26 protein-coding genes are annotated in these 24,409 nt (G+C 60.7%); 5 read left to right on the plus strand and 21 right to left on the minus strand.

The genetic code is table 11. The annotated features are described in order from the left end of the window. Window positions 1–57: 57 nt before the first annotated feature. The 6 genes from D1012_RS09260 to D1012_RS09285 all read right to left on the minus strand — a co-directional run bounded on the left by D1012_RS09260 (window position 58) and on the right by D1012_RS09285 (window position 5,060). Complete coding sequence (locus D1012_RS09260) at window positions 58–1,914, minus strand: polysaccharide biosynthesis protein (RefSeq protein ID WP_435530912.1); 1,857 nt, start codon at window positions 1,912–1,914, stop codon at window positions 58–60. A 166-nt stretch (window positions 1,915–2,080) separates the two neighbouring features. After that, window positions 2,081–2,713: a sugar transferase gene (locus D1012_RS09265; RefSeq protein WP_118151406.1), complete on the minus strand. Its 633-nt coding sequence runs from the start codon at window positions 2,711–2,713 to the stop codon at window positions 2,081–2,083. A 42-nt stretch (window positions 2,714–2,755) separates the two neighbouring features. Further along, window positions 2,756–3,205: a MarR family winged helix-turn-helix transcriptional regulator gene (locus tag D1012_RS09270; protein ID WP_118151408.1), complete on the minus strand. Its 450-nt coding sequence runs from the start codon at window positions 3,203–3,205 to the stop codon at window positions 2,756–2,758. After that, window positions 3,202–4,032 carry a carbon-nitrogen hydrolase family protein gene (locus D1012_RS09275; protein WP_118151410.1) on the minus strand — a complete coding sequence of 277 codons (831 nt, stop codon included), beginning with the start codon at window positions 4,030–4,032 and terminating at the stop codon, window positions 3,202–3,204. Before D1012_RS09275 ends, D1012_RS09270 begins: the two co-directional genes overlap by 4 nt. Further along, window positions 4,032–4,289, minus strand: a complete 258-nt coding sequence (gene grxC, locus D1012_RS09280; RefSeq protein WP_118151412.1) for a glutaredoxin 3 — start codon at window positions 4,287–4,289, stop codon at window positions 4,032–4,034. The genes D1012_RS09275 and grxC overlap by 1 nt, the downstream gene beginning before the upstream one ends. A 45-nt stretch (window positions 4,290–4,334) precedes the next feature. Beyond that, a complete protein-coding gene (locus D1012_RS09285) occupies window positions 4,335–5,060 on the minus strand; it encodes a double zinc ribbon domain-containing protein (RefSeq protein ID WP_118151414.1) in 726 nt (241 codons plus the stop codon). Between the two features lie 24 nt (window positions 5,061–5,084). Here D1012_RS09285 and D1012_RS09290 point away from each other — a divergent pair, with 24 nt between their 5' ends. Together D1012_RS09290 and hemH are read left to right on the plus strand one after the other, a co-directional pair. Further along, window positions 5,085–5,903, plus strand: a complete 819-nt coding sequence (locus D1012_RS09290) for a methyltransferase domain-containing protein (protein WP_118151417.1) — start codon at window positions 5,085–5,087, stop codon at window positions 5,901–5,903. 59 nt (window positions 5,904–5,962) lie between these two features. After that, complete coding sequence (gene hemH / locus D1012_RS09295; protein WP_118151419.1) at window positions 5,963–7,063, plus strand: ferrochelatase; 1,101 nt, start codon at window positions 5,963–5,965, stop codon at window positions 7,061–7,063. A gap of 94 nt (window positions 7,064–7,157) precedes the next feature. Here hemH and D1012_RS09300 read toward each other — a convergent pair whose 3' ends face one another. Further along, the gene (locus D1012_RS09300; RefSeq protein WP_118151421.1) at window positions 7,158–7,337 is read right to left on the minus strand and encodes a hypothetical protein; all 180 of its coding nucleotides are present in this window, start codon (window positions 7,335–7,337) and stop codon (window positions 7,158–7,160) included. 147 nt (window positions 7,338–7,484) lie between these two features. Beyond that, on the minus strand, window positions 7,485–8,090 hold the full coding sequence (locus D1012_RS09305; protein ID WP_118151423.1) for a L,D-transpeptidase: 606 nt from the start codon (window positions 8,088–8,090) through the stop codon (window positions 7,485–7,487). Window positions 8,091–8,267: 177 nt separating this feature from the next. On the opposite strand from D1012_RS09305, the gene dalA reads away from it, so the two are divergent. After that, window positions 8,268–8,783, plus strand: a complete 516-nt coding sequence (gene dalA, locus D1012_RS09310) for a divisome-associated lipoprotein DalA (protein WP_118151425.1) — start codon at window positions 8,268–8,270, stop codon at window positions 8,781–8,783. A gap of 14 nt (window positions 8,784–8,797) precedes the next feature. Here dalA and D1012_RS09315 read toward each other — a convergent pair whose 3' ends face one another. From D1012_RS09315 to hslO, 8 genes are all read right to left on the minus strand, one after another. Beyond that, complete coding sequence (locus tag D1012_RS09315; protein ID WP_118151427.1) at window positions 8,798–9,295, minus strand: L,D-transpeptidase family protein; 498 nt, start codon at window positions 9,293–9,295, stop codon at window positions 8,798–8,800. Window positions 9,296–9,362: 67 nt separating this feature from the next. Beyond that, window positions 9,363–10,154, minus strand: a complete 792-nt coding sequence (locus D1012_RS09320; protein WP_118151429.1) for an ion transporter — start codon at window positions 10,152–10,154, stop codon at window positions 9,363–9,365. Between the two features lie 53 nt (window positions 10,155–10,207). After that, the gene (locus tag D1012_RS09325) at window positions 10,208–11,428 is read right to left on the minus strand and encodes a class I SAM-dependent RNA methyltransferase (RefSeq protein WP_118151432.1); all 1,221 of its coding nucleotides are present in this window, start codon (window positions 11,426–11,428) and stop codon (window positions 10,208–10,210) included. Further along, window positions 11,425–13,275, minus strand: coding sequence for an ABC transporter ATP-binding protein (locus D1012_RS09330; protein WP_118151434.1), 1,851 nt, complete (start codon window positions 13,273–13,275; stop codon window positions 11,425–11,427). Before D1012_RS09330 ends, D1012_RS09325 begins: the two co-directional genes overlap by 4 nt. Further along, on the minus strand, window positions 13,272–15,113 hold the full coding sequence (locus D1012_RS09335; protein ID WP_118151814.1) for an ABC transporter ATP-binding protein: 1,842 nt from the start codon (window positions 15,111–15,113) through the stop codon (window positions 13,272–13,274). The genes D1012_RS09330 and D1012_RS09335 overlap by 4 nt, the downstream gene beginning before the upstream one ends. 63 nt (window positions 15,114–15,176) lie before the next feature. Then, window positions 15,177–16,319: a CCA tRNA nucleotidyltransferase gene (locus tag D1012_RS09340; protein ID WP_118151436.1), complete on the minus strand. Its 1,143-nt coding sequence runs from the start codon at window positions 16,317–16,319 to the stop codon at window positions 15,177–15,179. Then, window positions 16,316–16,909, minus strand: coding sequence for a CoA pyrophosphatase (locus D1012_RS09345; protein ID WP_118151438.1), 594 nt, complete (start codon window positions 16,907–16,909; stop codon window positions 16,316–16,318). The genes D1012_RS09340 and D1012_RS09345 overlap by 4 nt, the downstream gene beginning before the upstream one ends. Then, window positions 16,902–17,888: an Hsp33 family molecular chaperone HslO gene (hslO, locus tag D1012_RS09350; RefSeq protein WP_118151440.1), complete on the minus strand. Its 987-nt coding sequence runs from the start codon at window positions 17,886–17,888 to the stop codon at window positions 16,902–16,904. The genes D1012_RS09345 and hslO overlap by 8 nt, the downstream gene beginning before the upstream one ends. 78 nt (window positions 17,889–17,966) lie before the next feature. Here hslO and D1012_RS09355 point away from each other — a divergent pair, with 78 nt between their 5' ends. After that, complete coding sequence (locus D1012_RS09355) at window positions 17,967–18,413, plus strand: NUDIX hydrolase (protein ID WP_118151443.1); 447 nt, start codon at window positions 17,967–17,969, stop codon at window positions 18,411–18,413. Here D1012_RS09355 and D1012_RS09360 read toward each other — a convergent pair. Beyond that, window positions 18,401–19,672 (minus strand): PP2C family protein-serine/threonine phosphatase, encoded by a 1,272-nt coding sequence (locus D1012_RS09360; RefSeq protein ID WP_118151445.1) that lies wholly within the window; start codon window positions 19,670–19,672, stop codon window positions 18,401–18,403. The genes D1012_RS09355 and D1012_RS09360 overlap by 13 nt on opposite strands. Before the next feature lie 180 nt (window positions 19,673–19,852). On the opposite strand from D1012_RS09360, the gene D1012_RS09365 reads away from it, so the two are divergent. After that, on the plus strand, window positions 19,853–20,179 hold the full coding sequence (locus D1012_RS09365; protein WP_118151816.1) for an Hpt domain-containing protein: 327 nt from the start codon (window positions 19,853–19,855) through the stop codon (window positions 20,177–20,179). On the opposite strand, the gene ilvA is transcribed toward D1012_RS09365, so the two are convergent. From ilvA to dctP, 4 genes are all read right to left on the minus strand, one after another. Further along, the gene (gene ilvA, locus D1012_RS09370) at window positions 20,176–21,423 is read right to left on the minus strand and encodes a threonine ammonia-lyase IlvA (RefSeq protein ID WP_118151448.1); all 1,248 of its coding nucleotides are present in this window, start codon (window positions 21,421–21,423) and stop codon (window positions 20,176–20,178) included. The two genes, D1012_RS09365 and ilvA, sit on opposite strands and share 4 nt — an antisense overlap. 71 nt (window positions 21,424–21,494) lie before the next feature. Continuing rightward, on the minus strand, window positions 21,495–22,808 hold the full coding sequence (locus tag D1012_RS09375; RefSeq protein ID WP_118151818.1) for a TRAP transporter large permease: 1,314 nt from the start codon (window positions 22,806–22,808) through the stop codon (window positions 21,495–21,497). 4 nt (window positions 22,809–22,812) lie between these two features. Further along, complete coding sequence (locus D1012_RS09380) at window positions 22,813–23,310, minus strand: TRAP transporter small permease (protein WP_118151450.1); 498 nt, start codon at window positions 23,308–23,310, stop codon at window positions 22,813–22,815. Window positions 23,311–23,361: 51 nt separating this feature from the next. Beyond that, complete coding sequence (gene dctP / locus D1012_RS09385; protein ID WP_118151452.1) at window positions 23,362–24,372, minus strand: TRAP transporter substrate-binding protein DctP; 1,011 nt, start codon at window positions 24,370–24,372, stop codon at window positions 23,362–23,364. Window positions 24,373–24,409 lie beyond the last annotated feature (37 nt).

The following is a 24,409-nucleotide window of genomic DNA, read 5'->3' on the forward strand; positions in this document are numbered from 1 at the left end:
TATGCCCTCGCAATGGCACAGCATACTTTGCTTTGAAGATGGTGCAAAGCTGCACATTCAGGCTCCGATCCGTTCCCGGCGATTGGCCGAGGTTTCCGAGCTGCCATAGCCTTCGACATAGGCTTCGATCACCCTCCGGGCGGCAGCAGCATTGCCCACCGCAACCGCGTTGCGCAATTCGCGCAAGGCCGATGTCATCTCCATACTGGTCAGGCCACGCTCCTGCACGCGCAGGATTTTCTCATGTGGCGTGGTCAGCATTCCCGGCTGGATCAACAGTTCTTCGTGCAACTTTTCACCGGGGCGAAGGCCGATCACCGCCACCTCGATATGACCATCCGGATTCTCCGGCGATTTGACAGTGTATCCGGCCGCCTTGATCATGCGTTCTGCAAGATCACGGATCCTGATCGGCTGCCCCATGTCGAGCACAAAAAGATCGCCCTCATGCGGGCCGCGTGACATCGAAAGCCCTCCGGCGATAAGCACCAGACACGCCGCCTCTGATATGGTCATGAAGTAACGGGTCACATCTTCATGCGTGAGCGTGACCGGCCCGCCCCTCTTGATCTGTTCACGGAACAGCGGCACCACAGAGCCGGAGCTGCCCAACACATTCCCGAACCGCACGATCGAAAAATCGGTGCTGGTCGAGCGTCGGGCCATATCCTGCACGACAAACTCTGCCATACGCTTTGACGCGCCCATCACATTGGTCGGGCGCACGGCCTTGTCGGTCGAGATCAGAATGAACCGCTTTACGCCTTCTTCCAGCGCGGCTTCGGCCAGTGTCCGCGTGCCCAGCACATTGTTGACCAGACCGGCAATCGGATTCGCCTCGACCAGTGGCACATGCTTGTAGGCGGCGGCGTGCAGAATCACATCAACCTTGTACTCAGCCAGAACCGCCCGGACCTGCCGCGATTCCGTTACCGTGCCCAGAACGGGGACAAAGCAGATCCCTTCGGCATCGACACGGCCCGCCATCTCGCGCTCAATCGTGTAAAGCGCAATTTCGCTGACCTCGAACAACACGATCCGTGCGGGCCGATAGCGAATCAGCTGACGGCACAGTTCAGACCCGACCGAGCCCCCGGCTCCTGTGACCAGAATGCTTTTACCGCCATAGGCGTCGCTCGCCTCGGGCCGCAGATCATTGACCGGATCGCGCCCCAGAAACACTCCGGGCGACACCGGAGCCAGCGTATCGAGAATCACCTCGGTCCCGACCAGCTGGGCAAAAGAGGGCAGCGCATGAACATCGAGCCCCCGCGACACCAGATCACGCGCGATGGCTGCCTGCCGTGCCATCGACGCAGAGGGCATGGCCAGCAACACACGCTCCACATCAAAACGCTTCACGATACGCTCCAGCTGATTGGCCGGATAGACCTTCAGCCCCATCAGGGTCATCCCCTGAACCGAGGTGCTGTCATCGACAAAGGCAACCACATGAATGCTCTCATGCGAGCGCAGCGCAGAGGCGAGCATGGTGCCGGTGTTGCCTGCACCATAAATCACCACATTGCGCCGGATCTGACCCTGACGCAAAACAGACAGCAACAAACTGAGAAGCGCAAAGCGCGTCAGCACCATTGAAAGCACAAAAATCAGCAAAAACAGCGGGATACCAGCGACAGGCAGGGAAAACCCGGTATAGCTTTTCGCCAGCCAGAGCCCCATCGCCGCAAACAGGGCCAGTAATCCGGTCTTGATTGCTCCGACAGCTTCATAAGCCTTGAGCTTGATCAGCGGAATGCCCAGCAACGGTGAGCCGACGGCGGTGAACAGTGTCACCACCAGAAAGCCATAGGCGCTTCGGGTGGCCATGTCAGAGGCAATGGATGCCGGGTATAAAAGGAAATAGCAGGCCAGAAGCGAGAGCGGGGCCAGAACCACATCCACGCTCAACAAAATCGCCTGCTTCTGATGTCGGGAGAGTCGCCCGACAAACCAAAGCAAAAACTTTGAAGTTCTTTTCGTCAAATCTGACTACTCCGGGAGTTCAAAAACTATCTCACAAGGCGACGGCTGGAACAATTCTCTATTGAATGGTTGCTGCATAGACCGAACCACACCATCAATCAACCTTTACGCCTTTCTGCTCCCGACGGGTCACGCCACGCACCGTATCGACCATGAGCTTAACATCTGTGCAAATATTCCGGTGCTTGCTATAAATCTCATCCAGATGCGCCTTTCGCGGGATGCAGCGCCTGACATAGACCTCATCCGTCTGCTCGGCCGTGACGCACGCGCGCAAAAGCTGCTCTTCACGTTTGTGAAAATGCAGCGTCGCAAGCCCTGTCACACCGGGCCGCGATGTCAGCACTCTGGCATAAATTTCGGGAAACCGCTCTACATAGCTGCGCAAAGGTGGCCTCGGCCCAACAAAGCTCATGTCGCCTTTCAGGACATTCCACAGCTGGGGGATTTCGTCCGCACGGTACTTGCGCAGCCATTTTCCCATCGGTGTCACACGATCAGCCTTGTCGCCGCCCGAGACGCCGGAATCTGCCTCGACCACCCGCATTGTCCGCAACTTCCACAGCATGAACGGACGTCCCGGCGCACGCATCCGTTCCGAGACATAGAAAACCGGGCGCCCTTCGCGCAGCAGCAGGTAGATCAGCAACAGCCCGAATGGCAGAGCCAGCAGCACGCCCAGAACCAAGGCGCCCGCAATGTCGAACAGGCGTTTTGCCGGTGTCATGCGCGTACTCCGTCTGCGCCAGCCATCATCGGGCGAGCTGTTTCAGCCATCAGCTTCCAGCCGCGTCCGCATTTCGCGCAACACAGGCACCAGTGCCCGGACCCGTTCTGCCCCCAAAGCCTGCACCACCTCTCCGATCAACGGGGCGACCGCCTGCACCGCAGCATCCCGTGCAGCCCGGCCCGACGGGCTGATCGCCACAAACTTGCGCCGCGCATCATCCCAGTCGGGGCGGATATGCACATGTCCCGCCCACTCCAGCTTGGCTAGCGTGTTGGTCATCGCCCCCCGCGTCACGTGAAAAGACCGCGCGAGTTGCGCCGGTGTGCGTTCCTCATTCAGCCGTGCCAGATGGTTCAGCACGCCGAAGTGCGACAGTTCCATCCCTTTGGGCAGCACCTTGGATATCCGGTTGCGCGCCAGCTGATCGGCCATGAACAGCTCGCCGAACAGCGCCACAGCAATTTCTTCGACGCGCTCTTTCTCACTCATGGCGCGACAAACTCCCGGTCATGCGTCAGCGACGGCACCCGCCCCCGCGCCGAAGGCACCCGCGACAGATCAAGATCGGCAAAGACTACACCCGGTTTGTCGCCGCCATCGGCCAGTACCTCCCCCCAGGGTGCGATTGCCAGCGAATGCCCATGCGTCCGCCGCCCTTTGCCTGCCGCCTCGGGGTGAAAACCGGTCTGCGCCGGAGCCAGCACAAAGCACCCGGTCTCAATCGCCCGCGCGCGCAGCAGTACCTCCCAATGCGCTGCACCCGTGATGTGGTTGAACGCGGCCGGAACCGTCAGAATATCAGCCCCCGCCTGCGCCAGAGCGCGGTACAGATAGGCAAACCGCACATCGTAGCAGACTGACATTCCCACCCTGCCAAAGGCTGTTTCCGCCACCACAGCCTGCGCGCCCGGACGATAGCCAGCCGACTCTCGGTAAGACTCCGTCTCTGACACGGTCACGTCAAACATGTGGATCTTGTCATAGCGCGCCGCCACGCCGCCATCTGGCCCCACCAGAAACGAACGGTTGGCAAAGCGGCCATCCGGGTCAGTGGTCTTTAACCCCAGAGAGCCGATCAGCAGCCATATACCCAGAGCTTTTGCTTCGGCCCGCAAAGCGGCAAGCGTCGGGTCATCTGTTTCATGATGGAGTACGGTCTGCTGATGGTCGCGGCTGGACGACAGCGCATTGGTGCATTCCGGCGTCAGCACGAAACCGGCCCCGCCCGCCGCCGCCGCCCGCACCAGCGCAAGCGTCTCGGGCAGGTTCGTGGCCGGGTCATCGCTGACCGTCAGTTGCACCAATCCCGCGCGCATCAGCCGGCCAGCAGGGGATCAAGCGCGCCGCGATGGTCCAGCGCATGCAGATCATCACAGCCGCCGACATGCTGCCCGTCAATAAAGATCTGCGGCACTGTGCGCGAACCACCCGCCCGCACGGTCATTGCCTGACGCAATGCGGGGTCGCGGCTGACATCGGTTTCGGCATAGGCCACGCCCTTTTTGTCCAGCAACCGCTTGGCAGCGATGCAATAGGGGCAAGAAGGTGTGGTGTAGATTTCGACGGGCTTCATGGCACTTCCTGCGCAGATCGTGGCGTTGCGCCGGACTATACGGATTTAGCCCTCCTTCGCAACGCGACACAGCACCAGCACCGAGATCTCGGCGGCCCCTGTTGCAAGGCACGCTTCTGCCGCAGCAGCCAATGTGGCACCGGAGGTCATCACATCATCGACCAGCAAGACATGCCGCCCGTCAACGAGCGCCCTGCGACGCGGATGCACGCGGATACTCTCGGCCAGATTGGCAAAGCGCCCGTCGCGATTCCTGCCCTCCTGACTCTGGGTGTTCCTCTGGCGTTGCAAAAGGTCAGGGCAATGCGCCAGCCCCGACAGCCGCGCCAGTTGCGCTGACAGCAGGGCGGACTGGTTGTAGCGTCGTCGCAGCAACCGCAGCCAGTGCAGCGGCACCGGAGCGATCAGCATATCGGGCTGCAGAATCGGCTGCGCCGCCCGCATCAACCAACCGCCGGCAGGCCGTGCCAGATCAATCCGGTCGGCGTGTTTCAGCTGCAGAACCATGCTCCGCGCCCGGTCGCGGTACAGCATCGCCGCCCGCCCGCGAGACCATGGGCGCGCTATGGTCAGGCATTCATCACAATGCACCGGATGGCCGGGGTCCTGCCCGGGCAAGGGGACACCGCATGTGTCACAGACCAGCCCGGTTACAAACGGCGTCTCACGCCAGCACGCGCCACACAGCCCGAAATCGGTGGAAACCATCGCATCACAGGCCACGCATTGCGGTGGATAGACCATGTGCAGCAGGGCAGCTTGCATTCTCATCCGCATCGCACCATCTTCCGCGTCATGCAAACCCCGCCCATCCTGACCGACCGCCCTGCCCTGTTGCGCAACCGCAACCGGGCCACCGAGTACTTTTTGCACGATGAAGCGCATGCCGAGGTTCAGGAAAGACTGATCGAGGTTAACAGACGGTTTACGTCGCCCGCTGTTGTCACCGGTTTTCCTGACACCTGGCAGGATATCGGCCCCCCTGTCGCCGATGACGACCTGCTGCCGCTGACTCCCGCTGCGCATGATCTGGTGATCCATGCGCTATGCCTGCACTGGGCCAATGATCCGGTTGGCCAGCTTGTGCAATGCCGCCACGCCCTGCGCCCTGACGGTCTGTTTATGGCCCTGATGTTCGGTGGCCAGACCCTGCAGGAACTGCGCGCCTGTCTTGCGGAGGCCGAGGCCGAAGTTACGGGCGGCCTGTCGCCGCGCGTGCTGCCGATGGGGGAAATCCGCGATCTGGGCGGGTTGTTGCAGCGGGCCGGGTTTGCGCTGCCCGTCGCCGACAGCTTTACCAAAACCGTGCGCTACCGTGACGCCCTGCACCTGATGCGCGACCTGCGCCTGATGGGCGAAGCAAATGCGCTTGCCGCCCGCCTGCGCCGTCCGACGCGACGTAGCGTTCTGATGCGCGCCGCAGAGATCTATCAGGCACAGTATGCCGATGCCGAAGGGCGCATTCCCGCCACGTTCGAGATCATCTGCCTGACCGGTTGGGCCCCGGACGCCAGCCAGCCAAAGCCGCTGAAACCCGGCTCTGCGGCTCAAAGATTGGCCGATGCGCTGAATGCGGCGGAAATGCCGCTGCCAACCGACCTGCGCAAAGGTTGACCCGCGCGCATAAGCCTATATGTCCCGCTTAACTTCTGATCAGCCAAGGATGCCACGCAATGCTCGATGCCAAGCACGGACTGCCCCATGCCCCGCAGGCCTCTGTCATTGTGCCCGGTCAGGGCCGCCTTGCCCATGCACCGGCGGATCACCCACCCGTGCGGCAGGCAAAGATCGGCGTTCTGGTGGCCAACCTCGGCACGCCGGACAATTACGACTACTGGTCGATGCGTCGCTATCTGAATGAGTTTCTGTCGGATAAACGCGTGATCGATTATTCCGCATGGCTTTGGCAGCCGCTGTTGCAACTGGTGATCCTGTCGAAGCGGCCGTTTTCCTCGGGTGCCAATTACAAGCTGATCTGGAATCACGACCGCAACGAAAGCCCGTTGATGACCATCACCAAGGATCAGACGCGCAAGCTGGCTGAAAGCGTCGCCGCACAATACGGCGAGGGTGTCATGGTTGATTTCTGCATGCGTTATGGCAACCCGTCGACGGAATCAAAGGTCCGCGCGATGGTCGAGGCCGGGTGTGAAAAGATCCTGTTTTTCCCGCTTTACCCGCATTACGCAGGCGCCACATCGGCCACAGCGAATGACGAATTTTTCCGTGCCCTGATGAAGGAAAAGCGCCAGCCTTCGGTCCGCACCGTACCGGAATATTTTGACCATCCGCTCTATATCGACGCGCTCGCGCAATCGGTGGAACGGGTCTATGCGACGCTGGAGACAAAGCCAGATGTGCTGGTGGCCAGCTATCACGGTATGCCAAAGCGGTATCTGATGCAGGGCGACCCCTATCACTGCCAATGCGCCAAAACCTCGCGCCTGCTGCGCGAGCGACTGGGCTGGGACCAGGGCAGCATCGACACCACCTTCCAGTCGGTCTTTGGCCCCGAAGAATGGCTGAAGCCCTATACGGTCGAGCATGTGGCAGAACTGGCAAAGCAGGGCAAAAAGAACATCGCCGTCATGGCCCCGGCCTTTTCCGCCGACTGCATTGAAACGCTGGAAGAGATTAACGGCGAGATCCGCGAAGCATTTGAACATGCGGGCGGGGAAAGCTTTACCTATATTCCATGCCTGAACGACGATGATGCGCATATCACCGCGCTGATGGCTGTCATTTCAGAGAATCTTTTGGGCTGGCTGCGCTAAGCAGCCGCCACAAAAAAGCCCGGCACAGCCGGGCGTCAGAAACAGAAAAAGGCGGTGGGAGAACCCACCGCCTTTCCTTGAAATGATCCTGAGATCAGTTCGAAGCAGCAGCTGCGATGATCAGCAGGAGCAGCAGCGGAACAACGATGCCGCCAGCCGAAGACGATGTCTCAGCAGCAACAACAACCGGCTCCATAACCGGTTCAACCATACCACCAGCGAAAGCGGTGGAAGCAGCAACCGTCAGAGCGGCAGCGAGCGCAAGTTTCTTCATAGTAACCTCCAGTTATCGCATACCGCCGAATGTTGCAGAGGCGACGGCATGCACCCAAGACTGTACCTCGTATCGACTTCATAACCAGCTTGGCGCAGTATTTGCAATCTGGCTTGTTGAAGCGGGTCTCGCTTCACCGACTTGTCGTCAAATTAGCAACACCTGAGTTCCAACTTTTGTCATCGCGAACAGTTCCGAGATGTGTTCATTATAAAGTCCGACACATCCGTTCGATGACCGGCGGCCGATCTTGCGCGTATCATGCGTGCCGTGGATTCGGTAATAGGTCCAGGACAGGTAAAGTGCGTGTGATCCCAAAGGGTTATCAGGCGATCCGCCTTCGACCACATCCGGCCATTCCGGGTTGCGCTCTTTCATTGACGGGGTCGGTCGCCAGCTTGGGGCAACCACCTTTTGCACCACCTCCGTCCGGCCCCGGCGCGTCAGATCTTCTGACAGCGGAACTGACGTCGGGTAAAGCCGATAGGTGGCCTGATCGTCAGACCAGTAGTGCAGCGCACGCGAGGTCAGATCGACCAGAATTGCGCCATTGCGGGTGTTGTCGAAATAGTCTTGCCAGCGCAGCATCCGAAAGCTGGACACGTTGTTGCGGACACTGCCGGTCGCGACGCTGGCGTCCATCTCGGTCGAGCCGTTCATAGCAAAGGCCGGCGTCAGGCCAGCACCCAACCCGGCTGCGGCGGTTCCCAGAAAGGTCCGCCGGTTCAGTTTAATCCGATCTTCGACACTCATACGAGGTCTCCTGAGGTTGAATTATTGCTGGTTTCATACTCTGATCGGCCAAAGCCCGCAAATCAAACCGCTGTCAACCGGCACGGTCACGCAGAGTTGGGTTTGAAATACCAGATCGGTTTCGCTACACAGCGCAGGAAACATGGTGCCTTCGGGCCGGAACGATCGGAATTCACGATGAACAGACGCCTGGTCCTGACCCTCGGCGCAGTTGGGCTTCTTTCGGCATGTGTCCAGCAGACTGCCGCTGTGCCCGTCGATGCCAGCGGACAGCCTCTGCCGCAGGTCTACAAGATTGCCCCCGGCACCGAGAACGAGATTTCGTTCCGGCTTCTTGATTCGGTCAACGCCCTGCGCCGTGCCCAGAATGCCCAGCCTCTGGCCTTCAACGCTGCGTTGAACGCCGCCGCCGCCACTCATGCGCGTGATATGTCAGTGCAGAACCGGCCATGGCACTTTGGCTCTGACGGCTCATCACCACTGACCCGTGTACAACGCGTCGGCTACACTGCGGGTCTGAAGGGCGAGTTGATTTCCGAAACGTTCGAGACCGAGCTGGTGACGCTGGCGGCCTGGATGAAGCAGCCGGAAACCCGCGCCATCATCCTGGACCCCTCGGCCCGCGACATCGGTTTTTCCTGGTATCAGGAACCAAACGGCAAGATCTGGTGGTGCCTCGTTACCGGGGGCTGACCTCCGGTCCGGGCTCAGCGCAGGATCTGAATCGGCGTGCCATTCTTGACCATGGCATAAATGCGCTCCATCTCTTTGTCCGTCACTGCAATGCAGCCCGCCGTCCAGTCCCGGCGCGACACTTTCCTCTTTGGCCCGCCGTGAATAAAGATGTCTCCCCCCGGCGATTTGCCCAGTGACTTTGCATATTCGCGATCGGCCTGATTTGGGTATGAGATGCCGATCGACAGATGGAATTCAGAATTCGGATTGCGCCGGTCGATGATGTAGGTGCCTTCCGGCGTCCGCCCGTCGCCTTCAAATTCCTTGTGACCGACCGGCGTAAAGCCAAGGGCAATATCGTAGGTTTTCAGCACCTTTTCGTGGTGAAGCAGATACATCTTCCGCGCGCCCTTGTGGACCTGAACCGAGGTCACCTCCGGGCCGTTATAGGTTTTGAACTTGCTGTTGTTGCCACAGGCTGCCAGCCCAAAGGCCAAGGCCAACAGCACCAATACCCGAAGAAACCGCATCTGCCTGCCCCGCTTTTTTATGCCCGCATACCGAACTTTAGCGGTCCTGCCTAGCGGGTTTGGGAACTCACTTGCTCACGGGTGTGTCATCAGCCTTGGCCAGACGGGCCTCGATCGCTACCAACCGCGCCAACACCTCGTCGCGATAGGCGTCGGTCTTCAGGTTGTCCTCTGCGGAATGCGCATCCTGCATCGAGTTCACGATCAGACCGACCAGCAGGTTCACCACCGCAAAGGTGGTGACCATGATGAAGGGCACAAAGAACATCCACGCCTGCGGAAACGTATCCATCACCGGACGGACGATGCCCATCGACCAGCTTTCCAGCGTCATGATCTGAAACAGCGTATAAGCTGAATTGCCCAGATCGCCGAACCACTCGGGGAACGCCCCGCCAAACAGCTTTGTCGCCATGACAGAGCCGATGTAAAAGATGATCGCCATCAGGAGGAACACCGACCCCATGCCGGGCAGCGCGGTGATGAACCCCTCCACCACCCGGCGCAGGCTTGGCGCGACCGAGATGACGCGCAGCACCCGCAAGATCCGCAGCGCCCGCAGCACAGACAGCCCCTGCCCGGCCGGCACCAGCGCAATGCCAACGATCACAAAGTCAAACAGGTTCCAGCCATTGCGGAAATAGCGCAGACCCTGCGCGTAAAGCTTCGCGGCAATCTCGGCCACAAAAATCGCAAGACAAACCTTGTCCAGAAACAGGATCACGCCGCCCGCGCGCGCCATCACCGAAGACGATGTTTCAAGCCCCAGGATCACCGCGTTGAACAGGATCACCCCGATGATGGCATTTCTGACCAACGGTCGATCCAGCCACTCACCTACACTTGCGCGCGTCATCATCTTCTCCTGAACGGGACCGGGCGTTGGCCGGTCCAACTGTGTCAGGGGATATGCTACCGAACGAAGCGGCCCACAAGTTCCACATGCGCTGACCAGCGAAATTGATCGACAACCTGCACCCATTCCAGCAGATACCCTGCCTGAACGAGTATTTTCGCATCCCGAGCAAAGGTCACCGGGTTGCACGACACCATGGCAATCACCGGCACCTTTGACTCCGCCAGACAGCGCATCTGCGCCTCGGCCCCCGCGCGCGGCGGGTCAATCACCACGCCGGTCACATATTTGAACTCGTCCGGCTCCAGCGGGCGGCGGAACAGATCACGTGCTTCGGCCTTGATCGGCTTCAACCCTTCTGTATTGCGCGATGCCTTGTCCAGCGCGGCCACCATTGCGGGGTCGCCTTCGACCGCATGAACCTCGGCCATTTCGGCGAGCGGCAGGGCAAATGTCCCGATTCCGGCGAACAGATCGACAATCTTTTTCTGTGCGCCCAATGCTTCCCGAACTGTCTCTAACAAGGCCTTTTCGCCATGTTCGGTGGCCTGCAGAAACGCGCCCGCAGGCGGCGCCACGCGCGCCTTGCCAATAGTCTGGATCGGCGTCGCGCGCAGCGCCACTGTCTCGCCATCCCAGGTCAGCCGCGCCATTGCATGCGCCTCGACCACCCGGGCCAGCTCCAGCCGAAGCGCCCCATCCAGCGGCTTGCCACCCGTCACCACCACATCCGGCCCGCCAAGTGCCCGCGTCACCATAAGCGCCACTTCCTGCGAACGTGACCCGCCCAGACGCACCAGCTCTTCCAGTCCCGGCATCGCGGCCATCAGGTCAGGATGCACCAGCTGACAATTCGGGATCTGCACCAGCGCATCGGAGCCACGGGCATGAAACCCGATCATCGAGCCGCCCTTGGTCCGCCGCGCCGCAAAGGTTGCCCGCCGCCGCGACCGGGGCGGAGAAGTCAGAATCGGCCGGAACGGCGCATGCAGCCCCTGCCCGGCCAAAGCCCCCTCGACATGCGCCGTCTTCCAGTCGGCCACCATCGCATCGGACGCGTGCTGCATCAGGCAGCCGCCGCAGGTCCGGGCGTGCGAACAGGGTGGCTTGATGCGGGCCGCACTTGGCGTCACGATTCTGGTGTTAACCAGACGGTCGCCTTCCAGATCGCCCTCGACCACCTCACCGGGAAGCATTCCGGCCACAAAGACCGGCCCGTTCTCGCCCTGCGCGATCCCATCGCCAAGGTGTCCCAGCCGGTCAATTGTAAGTATCACTCTGCCGCTTCCTTTTCATCCGACCCGATGAACCCGCCCGACTGACGGTTCCAATAGCGGGCATACAGGCCATTTTGCGCCAACAGCGCCTCGTGTGTGCCTTCTTCGACAATGCGGCCGTCGTCAAGCACCACAATCCGGTCCATCGCCGCGATGGTGGATAGGCGGTGCGCAATTGCCAGCACGGTTTTGCCCTGCATCACCCGGTCCAGCGCGGTCTGAATGTTGGCCTCGACCTCGGAATCCAGCGCCGATGTCGCTTCATCCAGCACCAGAATCGGCGCGTCTTTGACAAACGCGCGCGCCAAGGCGATCCGCTGCCGCTGGCCGCCAGACAGCTTGACTCCACGCTCACCCAAGAACGCATCATAGCCTTTGCGCCCGGTGTGGTCGATCATCTGGCTGATAAAGCCATCTGCTTCCGCCGCCCGCGCTGCCGCGATGATCTCGGCCTCTGTCGCATCCGGGCGGCCATAGGCGATGTTATCGCGTGCGCTCCGGTTGAACATCGCGGTTTCCTGCGTGACCATCCCGATCTGCCGCCGCAAACTCTCTTGCGTCACATCGCGCACATCGCGCCCGTCCACCAGAACCGACCCCTTTTCGCAATCATAGAGCCGCAAAAGCATTGCCACCAAGGTCGATTTGCCGGCCCCACTGGCGCCAACGATCCCCAGTTTTTCGCCCGCACGAATGGTCAGGCTCAGGTCGGCAACACCACCCCGGCGTCGGCCATAGGCAAAGCTGGCCCCAGCAAAAGTGATCTCGCCCCGCACCTTTTCCAGATCCACTGCATCGGGTGCATCTGCTAATTGGTGCGGCACAGACAGGGTTTTCATCCCGTCCTCTACTTCGCCGACACTGGTGTAAATCGACATCAGCGTAAAGCTGACCCAGCCCGACATCTGCGCAATCCGCATGGCAATTGCACCAGCCGCAGCAATTGCGCCAGCGGTGGCAAGCCCCTGCTGCCACAGAACCACCGTGCCACCAATCAGCAAAACCGGCAGAACCCCTGCCACCGTCATCAGCGACAGCCGGAACCAGGTGGAGATCACACCAAATTCGAGACTACGCTCGCGGAAAACCTCCATAGCTTTCAGCGCCACCCGATCTTCAAACGCGGCATGAGCAAATAACTTTACCGTCTTGATGTTGGTGATCGTATCCACCACTTGCCCCGACACCATCGCCCGTGCCGAAGCGCGCGCCGCAGAATTGATCCGAACACGCGGCATGAAAAATCGGATCAGACCCACATAGACCACCAGCCAGACCGCCAGCGCCAGCGCGATCCGCGCGTCGATCACCACCAGAAACACCACCGACCCGATCACCGAGGCCAGCGCAAAGCAGACCGTGTTGATCACCTCGGTCGCCACATCCGTCACCGCGCGCGCTGCCTGCATCTGCTTTTGCGCAATCCGGCCAGCGAAATCATTGTCGAAAAAGGTCACAGCCTGCCCCAGCGTCCAGCGGTGCAGGCGCGACAGCACCAGCGGCAGCACATTCGGCCCGACCACAATGCTGTTCGACGCCGCCGCAATGCCAAACGCCATCGGCCGCAGCACCAGATAAAACAGCACGAACATGCCGATCAAAGCCGCATGATCACCAAAAAACCGCTCCGGCCCCGCGTTCAGGGCCGCGTCAATCACCCAGCCCAGAATGACAGCCGAAACCACCTCAGTCGCTCCGGCAATCGACGAAAACACCCCGGCCAGCCCAAGCATTGGCCACGACCCTTTCAGGCACCAGCGCATGAAAGGCCAAAGCTGTTGCGGCGGTTGCCCGTCAGCCGGGCGAAAGGCGTCGATAAAATCGCCCAGCCGTTTCAGAACACTCATGCCGTCTCCTCAAGCCCGATAAAGCCGCCGGACTGTCGGGCCCAGAACCGAGCATATAGCCCGTTCAACGCCAATAGCTCGGCGTGCGTTCCCTGCTCGGCGATATGGCCGTCTTCCAGCACCACGATCCGGTCCATCATGGCGATGGTCGACAGGCGGTGCGCAATCGCGATCACCGTCTTGCCCTGCATCACGCCAAACAGCGCCTCCTGAATGGCGGCCTCGGCTTCTGAGTCCAGTGCACTGGTCGCCTCGTCCAGAATCAGGATCGGCGCATCCTTGAGGATCACCCGCGCCAGCGCCACCCGCTGCCGCTGCCCGCCCGACAGCTTGACTCCGCGTTCGCCCACATGCGCGCCATAGCCTTTGCGGCCCTCAAGGTCTTCCAGCGTCTGGATGAACTCATGCGCATCGGCGCGTCGGGCCGCCGCGATCATCTCGGCCTCTGACGCATCCGGGCGGCCGTACAGAATATTGTCGCGCACCGAGCGGTGCATCAGGCTGCTGTCTTGCTGCACCATCCCGATCACCCGCCGGACCGAGTCCTGACCCACCTGCGCAATATCCTGACCGTCGATCCGGATCACGCCACCCTCGGTGTCGTAAAACCGCAAAAGCAGCTTGACGAGGGTCGATTTTCCGGCCCCCGAACGCCCGACTACACCGATCTTTTCGCCCGGCTGCACCGTCAGCGACAGATCCTGCAAACCGCCCGATCCACGCCCGTAGTGATGGCTCACCCCGTCCAGCTCGATCTTGCCAGCAGTCAGCGCCAGAGGCTTTGCGCCCGGCTTGTCGACCAGCTGGATCGGCTGGGTAATCGTCTCCATCCCTTCGGCCACCACGCCAAGCGCCTGCACCAGAGAGGTAAAGGCCCACATGATCCAGTAGGTCATGTTGTTCAGCCGTAAGACCAGCGCCGTCGCCGCCGCGACTGTGCCCACCGTCGCCTGCCCCTGATACCACAGGATCAGCGCCCAGCCGGTCACGCCCACGATCAGCCCGCCATTCAGAACGGTCAGCGCCAGATCCATCTTTGTGACGATCCGCATCTCTTTGGCAAAGGTGGTGCGCGCGTTTTCGATCGCATCCCTGGCGTAGTTCAGCTCCATGTCGTGGTGCGCGAACAGCTTGACCGAATGGATGTTGGTATAGGCATCCACCACCCGCCCCGTCACTGCCGAGCGCGCGTCGGAGCTCGCCTTGGCCGCAGGCCCCGCCCGCTGCACCGTCCAGCGCACCAGCCAGGCATAAAGCACGAACCAGATGACCAGAGGCAGCAGCAGCCGCACATCCGCCCCCGCCAGCATGATCCCGGCCCCCACCACCGTCACGCTGGCAAAAGCCACCGCGTCAAAGGTCTGGAACACCGCATCCCCCGCCGCCGGCGGGGTCTGCATGATCCGGTTGGCGATCCGCCCGGCAAAATCGCTTTCGAACCAGCCCACGGGTTGCCGGATCACATGGGTATGCGCCCGCCAGCGGATCATGGTGCCAAAATTCGGCAGAATGGTGTTGTGCAGCAGCGCCACATTGGCCACCAGCAGAATGGGCCGCAGGATCAGAATCGCCGCAGCCACCAGCAGAATCTCGGTGCCGTAATCGGCCCAGACCGCCTGCGGCCCGGTGGTGGACAGCAGATCAACCAGCCGCCCGACATACCAGATCAAGGCGACATCGGCGAAAGCCGAGACCACCGACAGAGCCGCTGTAACAGCGAAAACCCCGCGGAACGGGATGATATATTGCTTGAGAAATGGCCACAGTTTACGCGGCGGCGTATCAGTCTGCTCGTAGGGACCATAAGGGTCCACGAGCCTTTCAAAATAAGAAAACACGGGGAACAGCCTTTTGCGGGTTATCGCTGGCATATACTCCCATTAATGTCCGAGGAAAACCGTTTAACCCAAAAGTTGCGCGCGCGTCAGCGTCAGATTGCTGGCCAGCCAGCGCTGTCGCGCGGCCTCCAGCGCCGCCCCAAGCGCCGGCCCCTGAACCCGGTCGAGCAGATCCGCCGCACGCAAGGGAAACTCTGCCGCAGCCCCCCGGGCGACCTCTGCCTCCCATCCGTCCGGCAAGGGCTGCTCCATCACTGCAGCGCGCGCCAGAACGGTCTCGGTTGCCAAGGTTTCCCCCACTACAAAACCCAGAGCCGCTGGGCTGCGTGTACCACCGATTTCGTCTCTGATACGGCCCAAATCGGCCATTTCACGCCGCGACAGCCGCAGCCGGTTGCCCACATCCTGACCACCCAGAACTGCCAGTCGTCGCAACCAGCGCGGTGCAAGCGTGCCTTCCAGATGAACCAACGGCGCCAACGCGCGCGCCTCTGCGCCGGGTAGAACCACAGCCAGAATCCCCGTCGCCGCCATCGACGCCACCGCAGGGGCGGGATCAGCCGCCGCCAGCAGTTTGCGCATCTCGGCCCCGATCCGCTCCCGAGAAAGTGTCTCTATTCCTGCAGAATTGGCAGCACAGGCCGCCAAACCCTCCGCGTCAATGCCACCTGCTGGGTCGCCATAATGCGCAAAGAACCGAAAGAACCTCAGGATGCGCAGATAATCCTCGGCGATCCGCGCCTCAGCATCACCCACAAAGCGCAGCCGTCGCGCCAGCAGATCGGGCAGCCCACCCAAAGGGTCGACAACCGCGCCTGTCCGGTCTGCGTAAAGTGCGTTCATGGTGAAATCGCGTCGCGCCGCGTCTTCTTCCACCCGGTCCGAAAATGCCACCACCGCGTGGCGGCCATCGGTCTCGACATCGCGGCGAAAGGTTGTCACCTCATGCGCGACACCCTCTGTGATCACCGTGACTGTGCCATGATCAATCCCGGTCGGCACCACCCGGAATCCGGCCTTTTCCGCCAGCATAGAGACTGTTTTGGGTAAGGCATCCGTTGCGATATCCACATCCGCCACCGCAACGCCTATCAGCGCGTTGCGCACACAGCCGCCGACAAACAGCGCCCGATATCCCGCATTTTCCAGCATCCGGCACAGCGCCTGCGTGCCGGGATGATCCAGCCACGCCCCCGCAACCCTCATCGCGCCGCCCTCTCGGCCAGACCGCGCAGAATGCGCGCTGTTGCCCCCCAGATGTAATACGGCCCGTAAGGCACTGCATAGTAGCGCCGCCACTGACCCATCCACAGCCGCCGTTCGATCACATAATGGGCCGGGTTCAGCACATGCGACAACGGTACCGAGAACACTTCCTCCACTTCGCCTGCTTCTGCGATTGGGGCAAAATCGTCTCTGATCAAGCCTAAAACCGGGGTCATGCTGAACCCGGTCACGGTTTCATGCACAGGCAAATGGCCGATCACCTCGACCATTGCGGGCGGCAAGGCGATCTCTTCCATCGCCTCACGCAGCGCTGCAGCCTGAACCGAGGCATCGACAGGCTCGACCTTGCCACCGGGCAGAGAAATCTGCCCCGGATGGTGTTTCAGATGCGACGCGCGCTTGGTCAGAATCACCCGTGCCCCCTCAGGCCGGGTCCAGACCGGCACCAGCACGCCCGCCGGGCGCAGAACGCGGCCGGCGGACGGCTGAAGGCCGGGGTTCAGGTCAAAATCAGACGACTCGCCCGCCGGGCGCTGCATTGCCCCCAGCAGACGCGCAATCTCATCCATTCTTGCCCTCAAAGCCCAAAGTCTTCGGGTCCATCTCGTAATGTGCCCCGCAGAACTGGCAGTCGGCGGTCACGATGCCCTCGGGCGTTGTCATCTTTTCGATGTCTTTCTGCGAATAGATCGACATCGTGTTGCGCACTTTGTCCTCGGAACACGAACAGCCGAAACGGATCGGCTGCGACTCGAACACGCGCGGCCCCTCTTCGTGGAACAGCCGCACCAGCAATTCCGCCGGGGTCACCTGCGGCCCGATCAGCTCGATCTCCTCGACCGTGTCCAGCAGCACATTCGCGCGGGTCCAGCTTTCGCCCTCTTCCCCGCCCAGAATGTCGCTATGCGTCAGCAAGCCACCCTCGCCCGAACCTGCCTCGGCGGCCACGCTCATTCCGGCTTTGGGCATGTGCTGCAGCATCACCCCGCCGCCGCGCCAATGCGTTGCCCGCCCCGGCTCCGCGCTTTGACCAAAGGTCAACGAAAACCGGGTCGGCAGCTGTTCGGACTGCGCGAAATAGGTCTCGGCGCAAGACGACAGCGATCCGCCCGCAATCGGCGTGAAACCCTGATACGGCACCATGCCCTCGCCCTGATCCAGCATCACCGCGAAATAGCCGGTGCCAATCTGGCTGAACGGATCCGCCGTCAGATCCAGCCGGTCGGCGTCATAGCTGGCATAGGCTCGGATCCGCGCCGGTTGGCCATCATCGGTCGGCCCGTAATAGTCGGTTGCGATCAGCCGCGCCGGACCGTTGCCCCTGATCTGCAGGCTCAGTTTCCAGCGCAGCTTTACCGTCTGACCGATCAGCGCAGTCAGCAAAGCGGCTTCGGCCACCAGCGCCTCGATCAGCGGCGGGTAGCTGTGTTGCGACAAAACCTGCTCCAGCACACCATCCAGCCGCACCACACGGCCGCGGATGTCGGACTGGTCAAGTTGAAAGGGCAGGACGGTATCGTCCCAGGCGATCTGCGAACCAATGGTCATGGGGTTTCCTTAGCGAGCCAATCTTGGCATACCGCGCCTATATAGGCAGGGCAACACCACGACCAAGGGGGCAATCGCATGCGGCGTTATGGGGAAGCGGTCAAACCCGGCCAGACATACCGCCCCAGACCCGGCGTCTATGCCGTGCTGCTGGATGGCCGGACCTTGCTGACAACGCATCAGGCGGAACCCAGACCCGAGTTTCAGCTGCCTGGTGGCGGCATCGACGCCGGTGAGCATCCGGTCGCCGCACTGCACCGCGAAGTGTTCGAGGAAACCGGCTGGAAAATTGCCGTGACACGCAGGCTGGGGGCGTACCGGCGGTTCACCTATATGCCGGAATACAACAAATGGGCCGAAAAGGTCTGCACCATCTATCTGGCCCGCCCCGTCCTTCGGCTCGGACCGCCGTCAGAGCCGGGGCACACTGCCGTCTGGATGCCAGCGGATCAAGCGCTGAAGCAGATCACCAACACCGGAGACCGGGCATTTCTGGCCTGCGCGCTGCGCAATCAGCCCCGATAATCAAACAGCAGTCCCGACACATCATCCCGAAAATCCTCTGACCCCATATGCGCCGCCAGATCCCAGATCAGCGCATCCAGCAACTGCGCAGAGTCCAGCCCACTGTTCTTGCGTATCAACGCTTCGAGCCCGTCATCCCCCAACTCATCCCCCTGTGGTGAGGGGCATTCCGTCAACCCGTCTGACAGCAGGAACAGCCGGTCACCGGGGTACAGCTGTGCCGTCACCCGCTCATGCAGCGCATCACCCAGCAGCCCGATCGGCAAACCGCCATCGCCCAGCCGGTCAATCCGGCCATCCCGGCGCAGGATCAACGGATAGGGATGCCCGGCCTGCACCAGAGCCACCGCGCCGCTGAGCAGATCGACCTGGGCATAGACCATGGTAAAATACTGATCGACCTGCAAATCCTCCAGCATTGTCCGATTGAACCGTGCCGCAACCTCTTCGGGTGGCAAAGCGTCAAACCTGCCGTCAGCGCGGCGCTGTAAAGCGATGTTCTGATCCGGGGCGGCCGCCGACAGATAACCTGCCAGCCGCGCGGTCATCATGGCAGAGGCAACACCATGACCGGAGACATCCACCGAATACAGCGCCACATGCGTCGGATCCAATTCGAAAAAGCCGGCGAGATCGCCGCCCACATGACCTGAGGTCCGCAAAAACAAGGTGGCGGCGCCGTGCCCCCAGTCGCGGAACCGCTCCCGCACCAGATTTTGCTGCAGTTTCCGCGCTTCGATCAGATCGCGGTCAACCATTTCCTGCGCGCGCTGCAATTCGGCCAGTGTCTTTCCAAGCAAGTGGTTTTTCTGCACCAGTTCTTTGTGCATCCCGACGATCCGCTCCCCCGCGCGCAACCGTGCGCGCAGCTCGTCGGCCGAGACGGGTTTGGTCAGAAAGTCATCGGCGCCCGCCTCCAAGCCTTTGGCGATTTCGGTCTTTTCGGATTTGGATGTCAGCAGGATGAAATAGGCATACCCTTCGCGCCCCAGCGCGCGGAATGCGGCGCACAGCTCCAGCCCCGACATGCCATTCATCATCCAGTCCGACAGGATAATGTCATAAACCACAGCCTGACATGCAATCAACGCATCTTCGCCCGACGCCGCCTCGTCCACCTCATAGCCCCAGCGCGACAACGACATTGTCAACATCATCCGCTGGGCCTTGCTGTCATCGACAATGAGCACCCGCAAAGGCCCCAGCTGTGCTGATGCACCGCCGGGGGAATCAAGGCTGCGGAGGTCCGTCAGGATCATCGGGTTTCGTCCATGCTGCACAGAATGATTTGACAGCCCGGACCTTAACCATCCGTGAAAACTAAAACTTTCGCTTATTGCCCGATTTGCGCTTAATTTTGATAACAAAAGCTTAACCCCTAACGTCAATTATTGACAAAAGGACAGGTTACCATTGGGGCCTAAATGACGGGTGGTGTGATGATTGATTGGCGTCGCGTTCAAGAGTTGCTTGGCGAAATCGGGCCTGAGTGTTTCGAAGAGATCGTCGCAATTTTTCTGCAGGAAACGGATGAGGTGATCGCCCGCCTGCGGGCCCTGTCAGATACCGGCTCTGTGGAAAGCGATCTTCATTTCCTCAAGGGCAGCGCGCTGAACCTCGGCTTTGCCGAACTCGCGCAGATTTGCCAGACTGGCGAACGCCGCGCCGCCACTGGGTTTGACGACGTGACACTGGATGCGGTCATCGACATCTATCATCAGTCCCGAGCCGCCTTTCTGGGTGGCATAAAGACGCTGGCAGCCTAAATCAGGAATTCTGACAGAATCCCGTCGTTGGTGATGTCACGATAGGGAAACGCGGCCAAATCCAGCCGCGCAAACAGTCTGGTGAAATTCTCTGGTGATTTTGTTTCAATTCCAATCAGGACCGAACCGAAGTTGCGCGCCGATTTCTTGAGATACTCAAACCGCGCGATATCATCCTCTGGTCCCAGCATCTCCAGAAACTCGCGCAACGCACCAGGCCTCTGCGGCATCCGCAGAATGAAGTATTTTTTCAACCCGGCAAAGCGCTGCGCCCGCTCTTTCACCTCGGGCAGACGTTCAAAATCGAAATTGCCGCCGGATGTGACACACACCACCGTCTTGCCCCGGATCACCTCTGCCAATTCCGGCAAAACATCCACCGACAGCGCTCCGGCAGGCTCCAGCACAATGCCTTCGACATTCAGCATCTCCAGCATGGTGATGCAGATGCGGTCCTCGGGGGCCAGCAAGACCTGCGCCAGATCAACCCATTTCAGCAGGGCAAAGGTCTGGTCCCCCAAACGCGCGACAGCAGCCCCGTCAACAAAACTGTTCACCGTACTCAGCGTGTCAGGCTGCCCCGCGCGCAGCGCGGCCAGCAACGAGGCGCCGCCCAGCGGCTCCACAAAGCGAAAGTCCACCTCTGGCGCAACCTCGCGCAGATAGCGCGTCACCCCTGACGAAAGCCCACCGCCGCCCACGGGCAAGATGACCAGATCGGGGTCGCCGCCCAGCTGATCCAGCATTTCAACCGCGACCGAGGCTTGCCCCAGAATGACATCGGCATCATCAAAGGGTGACAGAAAATACGCGTCTTTCTCGATGCAAAACGCCTTGGCGGCTGCCAGTGTCTGATCAAAATAGTCACCTGTCAGCACGATCTGCACCTGACCTGCGCCGAAAACCCGCGTTTTGTCGATCTTTTGCTGCGGTGTCGTCACCGGCATGAAAATCGTGCCGCGCACGCCAAAATGCCGGCAGGCAAAGGCCACCCCTTGCGCATGATTGCCCGCACTGGCGCAGACGAAATGCTCTTGCCCCGGCTCTGCCTCACGCACCTTGCGCATTGCGGTAAAGGCACCGCGCAGTTTGTAAGACCGCACCGGCGACAGATCTTCGCGCTTCAGCCAGATGTCGGCCCCAAACCGCTGCGACAGATAGTCATTGCGCTGCAACGGCGTCGGATCAAACAGATCGCGCAGGGCATCGGTGGCAAAGCGGGCATTTTTGGCGAAATCACTCATGCCCTTGGATGGCGCACCGAAAGCCCTTTGGCAAGAGACAGTCCGGGGCGCGCAACGTCGCCCCAGACCATTCAGCGCATCACCGAAGGAAGCCACAGTGCCAGATCCGGCACTGCCGCCAGCAGACCGATCAGGACGAGTGTGCAGAGAATGAATGGCACGGATGCGTACACCACCTCTTTCATCGTTGTCCCGCGCGGCGCCACCCCCAGCATGACAAACAGCAACAGTCCGAATGGCGGAGTGGCAAGGCTCAACTCCAACGCCAGCAGCATCACGATCCCGAACCAGACGGTGTCAAACTCATACAGCACGACAAGCGGAATAAAGATCGGCAAGGTCAGCATCATAATCGACAGCTGATCCATGAACATGCCCAGAATGATCAGCACGATCAGCATGGCCAGCAACATGGCATAGGCCGACAGATCAAAGCTGGTGGCAAAGGCGATCAGCCCCTGTGAAGCCCCCGAGAACGCAAGGATCTGGGAAAAGGTGGTCGAGCCAAGGATAATCATCAGCATCATCGCCGATACCTTGACCGAGCCGCGCAGCGATTTGACAATCACCTCCATGCTCAACCGCCGGTACAACAGCGCAAGAATGGCGACGGCCGCTGTGCCACAGGCGGCGGATTCTGTCGGCGTCGCCCAGCCCAGCAGGATCAGACCAACCACGGCAAAGATCACCAGCGCCATCGGCAGCACATCGCGGATCAAGCCGCCCAGCACCTCTTGCAGGCTGTGCGTTTCAGGCGTGTAACCGGGGGCCGCTTCAGGGTCGATGCGGATCATCAGCCAGATGGTGCCGACATAGAGCATCGCCAGCACCAGACCGGGGATCAGCCCCGCAATCAGCAACGCACCCACGTCGATCCGCGCCAGTGACCCCAAAAGTACAGCCAAAGAAGACGGCGGAATGATCATTGCAAGGCCACCCGTAGCGATGATCGGCCCCATGACGATGTATTTCTTGTAACCGCGATTCAACATATCGGGCATCAAAGTAGATCCCAACATGGCTGTATTCGCCATCGACGACCCCGACAGCGTGGCAAAGATCGTGCCGCCACCCACGGTCAGATATGCAAGCCGTCCCCGCACCCCGCCAAAACACTTGTCCAGAGCGTTGAACACGCCGATGGCCAGACCCGAGTGAAACAGCAATTCGCCCATGATCAGGAACAGCGGAACCGGAGCCAGCGTGAATGACGTGACCGCCGCCGTCGCATTGGTCAACAGCTGCTCGATCCCGCCAATGCCGCCCATCAGCACCATGACCCCGGCCATGTTGATGATCAGAAAGGCCACCGCCACCGGCATCCCGAACAGCATCAGAACCATCAGACCACCGATCAGAAAGGCGGTCGCTTCATACCATTCCATCATGTCAATGCTCGCCCCCGGCGCCAGTGTACTCTTCGCCCCGCAGCAACATGCGCAAGAACTCGGTGGCCATCAGCGCAAAGCCAAGCGCCATGAATGCGTAAAGCAGCCAGCCCGACAGATCGACTGACCGCATGTCGATCGTGCCAGACTGCCATTGCCGCAGCCCGATACGGCCTGACACCACGGCGAGAATGCCAACCGCACTTGCCGCAATCAGCAATACCAAGCGATTGACCCCCCGCTGCACGGCGCGCGGGGTCAGCTTGATGACAGATGACAACGAGACATGCCCATTTATACGCACCAGCCATGGCGCGGCGGCCATCGTGCTGAACAGCAGCGCATATTCAACAATCGCACTGGTTGCATTCAGCGGTGTCCAGCCCAGATTACGGCTGAGCACATCATAGATGATCAGCACCGTTACGACGGCCAGGCTGGCCGCCCCCAGTGCCGCCAGCCCCAAAATTATGCGGTCATAGAGTTTCAGAAGGATCATTGTGCTTTTCCTGGCTGGGTGCCGGACCGAAGGGCCCGGCACCGGGCGTTCTCAGCGCGAGAAGTACAGCGCGCGTAGCGCATCTGCATGCGGCGATCCCGAGGCTTTCAGCCGATTCCAGACCGCATCATGTGCCGCATCGACAAAAGCCTTGGCGGCGTCGCCTTCCAGTTGCACCACTTGCATGCCCTGCGCCTCGAAACGCGCATTCACATCGCCGGTCAGCTTTTGCCAGTCCTCATAGCTGCTGGCTTCAAACTCAATGGCAACCTCCGTGAGGATCTGGCGCGATTCTTCGCTCAGCGTGGCCCATTTGGCGGGCGCGATGTAGATTCCCAGATCGGCCTGCAAAAAGCCGGGATCAACGCGATATTTCAGAAAGCGGTCCCAGTTCCAGCCTTCGATTGCCGAAGGCGGATAGCCCAGCCCGTCAAAGGTGCCACGCTCCAGCCCGGTATAAACATCCGGCACGGGGATGCTGACGGGAATTGCGCCAAGGCTTTCATAAAAAGCATTATACAAAGGCGACGCCCGCAGACGTTTCCCGGTCAGATCAATTGATCCGTCTTCCTTGCGGGCAGGTTCCTCCAGCAGATATAGATGCAGCGGCGCAGCCGGGGCAAAGCGCGCCAGGATGTGAATGCCCAGCGTTTCCGCTGCAACTTGCTGAACCAGTGCAAAGCCGCCGTTTTCACGGGTTACCATCGGATCAAGGTCGCTGCCAACCCAGGCGTCAGCCTCTGGCATGCTTCCCAGCGCATAGCTGATCGGGCCAAAGGTCATGTCGACCACGCCCCGCCCGACGGCCTCAATCTGCTGCAGCCCCGGCACGATCTCGGGACCGCCAATCACATCAACCCGGACAATACCCTTGCCACGCTCATTCACGGCATCCGCGAAACGGACATACAGCTGTGATGTATTGTCGGTAGAGGGAAAGGCAGTCAGCGAGCGCAAGACATCTTCGGCCAGAGCGGCAGATGTCGTCACGGCGCTGACCGCAACCGCGGCACAAACCACGGTGGCACGGCGGATATGCTGTGCAAGGGTGCAAGCAGTCATTTCATTCTCCTGTTGGCATCGTTTTTTCTGGAACGTG

Source organism: Pseudotabrizicola alkalilacus, assembly GCF_003443995.1.
GTDB lineage: Bacteria > Pseudomonadota > Alphaproteobacteria > Rhodobacterales > Rhodobacteraceae > Pseudotabrizicola > Pseudotabrizicola alkalilacus.

Coding starts and splice junctions, on each gene's coding strand:
- D1012_RS09265 (WP_118151406.1), bottom strand. CDS start 2,713: ATGACACCGGCAAAACGCCTGTTCGACATTGCGGGCGCCTTGGTTCTG.
- D1012_RS09270 (WP_118151408.1), bottom strand. CDS start 3,205: ATGAGTGAGAAAGAGCGCGTCGAAGAAATTGCTGTGGCGCTGTTCGGC.
- D1012_RS09275 (WP_118151410.1), bottom strand. CDS start 4,032: ATGCGCGCGGGATTGGTGCAACTGACGGTCAGCGATGACCCGGCCACG.
- grxC (WP_118151412.1), bottom strand. CDS start 4,289: ATGAAGCCCGTCGAAATCTACACCACACCTTCTTGCCCCTATTGCATC.
- D1012_RS09285 (WP_118151414.1), bottom strand. CDS start 5,060: ATGAGAATGCAAGCTGCCCTGCTGCACATGGTCTATCCACCGCAATGC.
- D1012_RS09290 (WP_118151417.1), top strand. CDS start 5,085: ATGCAAACCCCGCCCATCCTGACCGACCGCCCTGCCCTGTTGCGCAAC.
- hemH (WP_118151419.1), top strand. CDS start 5,963: ATGCTCGATGCCAAGCACGGACTGCCCCATGCCCCGCAGGCCTCTGTC.
- D1012_RS09300 (WP_118151421.1), bottom strand. CDS start 7,337: ATGAAGAAACTTGCGCTCGCTGCCGCTCTGACGGTTGCTGCTTCCACC.
- D1012_RS09305 (WP_118151423.1), bottom strand. CDS start 8,090: ATGAGTGTCGAAGATCGGATTAAACTGAACCGGCGGACCTTTCTGGGA.
- dalA (WP_118151425.1), top strand. CDS start 8,268: ATGAACAGACGCCTGGTCCTGACCCTCGGCGCAGTTGGGCTTCTTTCG.
- D1012_RS09315 (WP_118151427.1), bottom strand. CDS start 9,295: ATGCGGTTTCTTCGGGTATTGGTGCTGTTGGCCTTGGCCTTTGGGCTG.
- D1012_RS09320 (WP_118151429.1), bottom strand. CDS start 10,154: ATGATGACGCGCGCAAGTGTAGGTGAGTGGCTGGATCGACCGTTGGTC.
- D1012_RS09330 (WP_118151434.1), bottom strand. CDS start 13,275: ATGAGTGTTCTGAAACGGCTGGGCGATTTTATCGACGCCTTTCGCCCG.
- D1012_RS09340 (WP_118151436.1), bottom strand. CDS start 16,319: ATGAGGGTTGCGGGGGCGTGGCTGGATCATCCCGGCACGCAGGCGCTG.
- D1012_RS09345 (WP_118151438.1), bottom strand. CDS start 16,909: ATGGATGAGATTGCGCGTCTGCTGGGGGCAATGCAGCGCCCGGCGGGC.
- hslO (WP_118151440.1), bottom strand. CDS start 17,888: ATGACCATTGGTTCGCAGATCGCCTGGGACGATACCGTCCTGCCCTTT.
- D1012_RS09355 (WP_118151443.1), top strand. CDS start 17,967: ATGCGGCGTTATGGGGAAGCGGTCAAACCCGGCCAGACATACCGCCCC.
- D1012_RS09360 (WP_118151445.1), bottom strand. CDS start 19,672: ATGATCCTGACGGACCTCCGCAGCCTTGATTCCCCCGGCGGTGCATCA.
- D1012_RS09365 (WP_118151816.1), top strand. CDS start 19,853: ATGATTGATTGGCGTCGCGTTCAAGAGTTGCTTGGCGAAATCGGGCCT.
- ilvA (WP_118151448.1), bottom strand. CDS start 21,423: ATGAGTGATTTCGCCAAAAATGCCCGCTTTGCCACCGATGCCCTGCGC.
- D1012_RS09375 (WP_118151818.1), bottom strand. CDS start 22,808: ATGGAATGGTATGAAGCGACCGCCTTTCTGATCGGTGGTCTGATGGTT.
- D1012_RS09380 (WP_118151450.1), bottom strand. CDS start 23,310: ATGATCCTTCTGAAACTCTATGACCGCATAATTTTGGGGCTGGCGGCA.
- dctP (WP_118151452.1), bottom strand. CDS start 24,372: ATGACTGCTTGCACCCTTGCACAGCATATCCGCCGTGCCACCGTGGTT.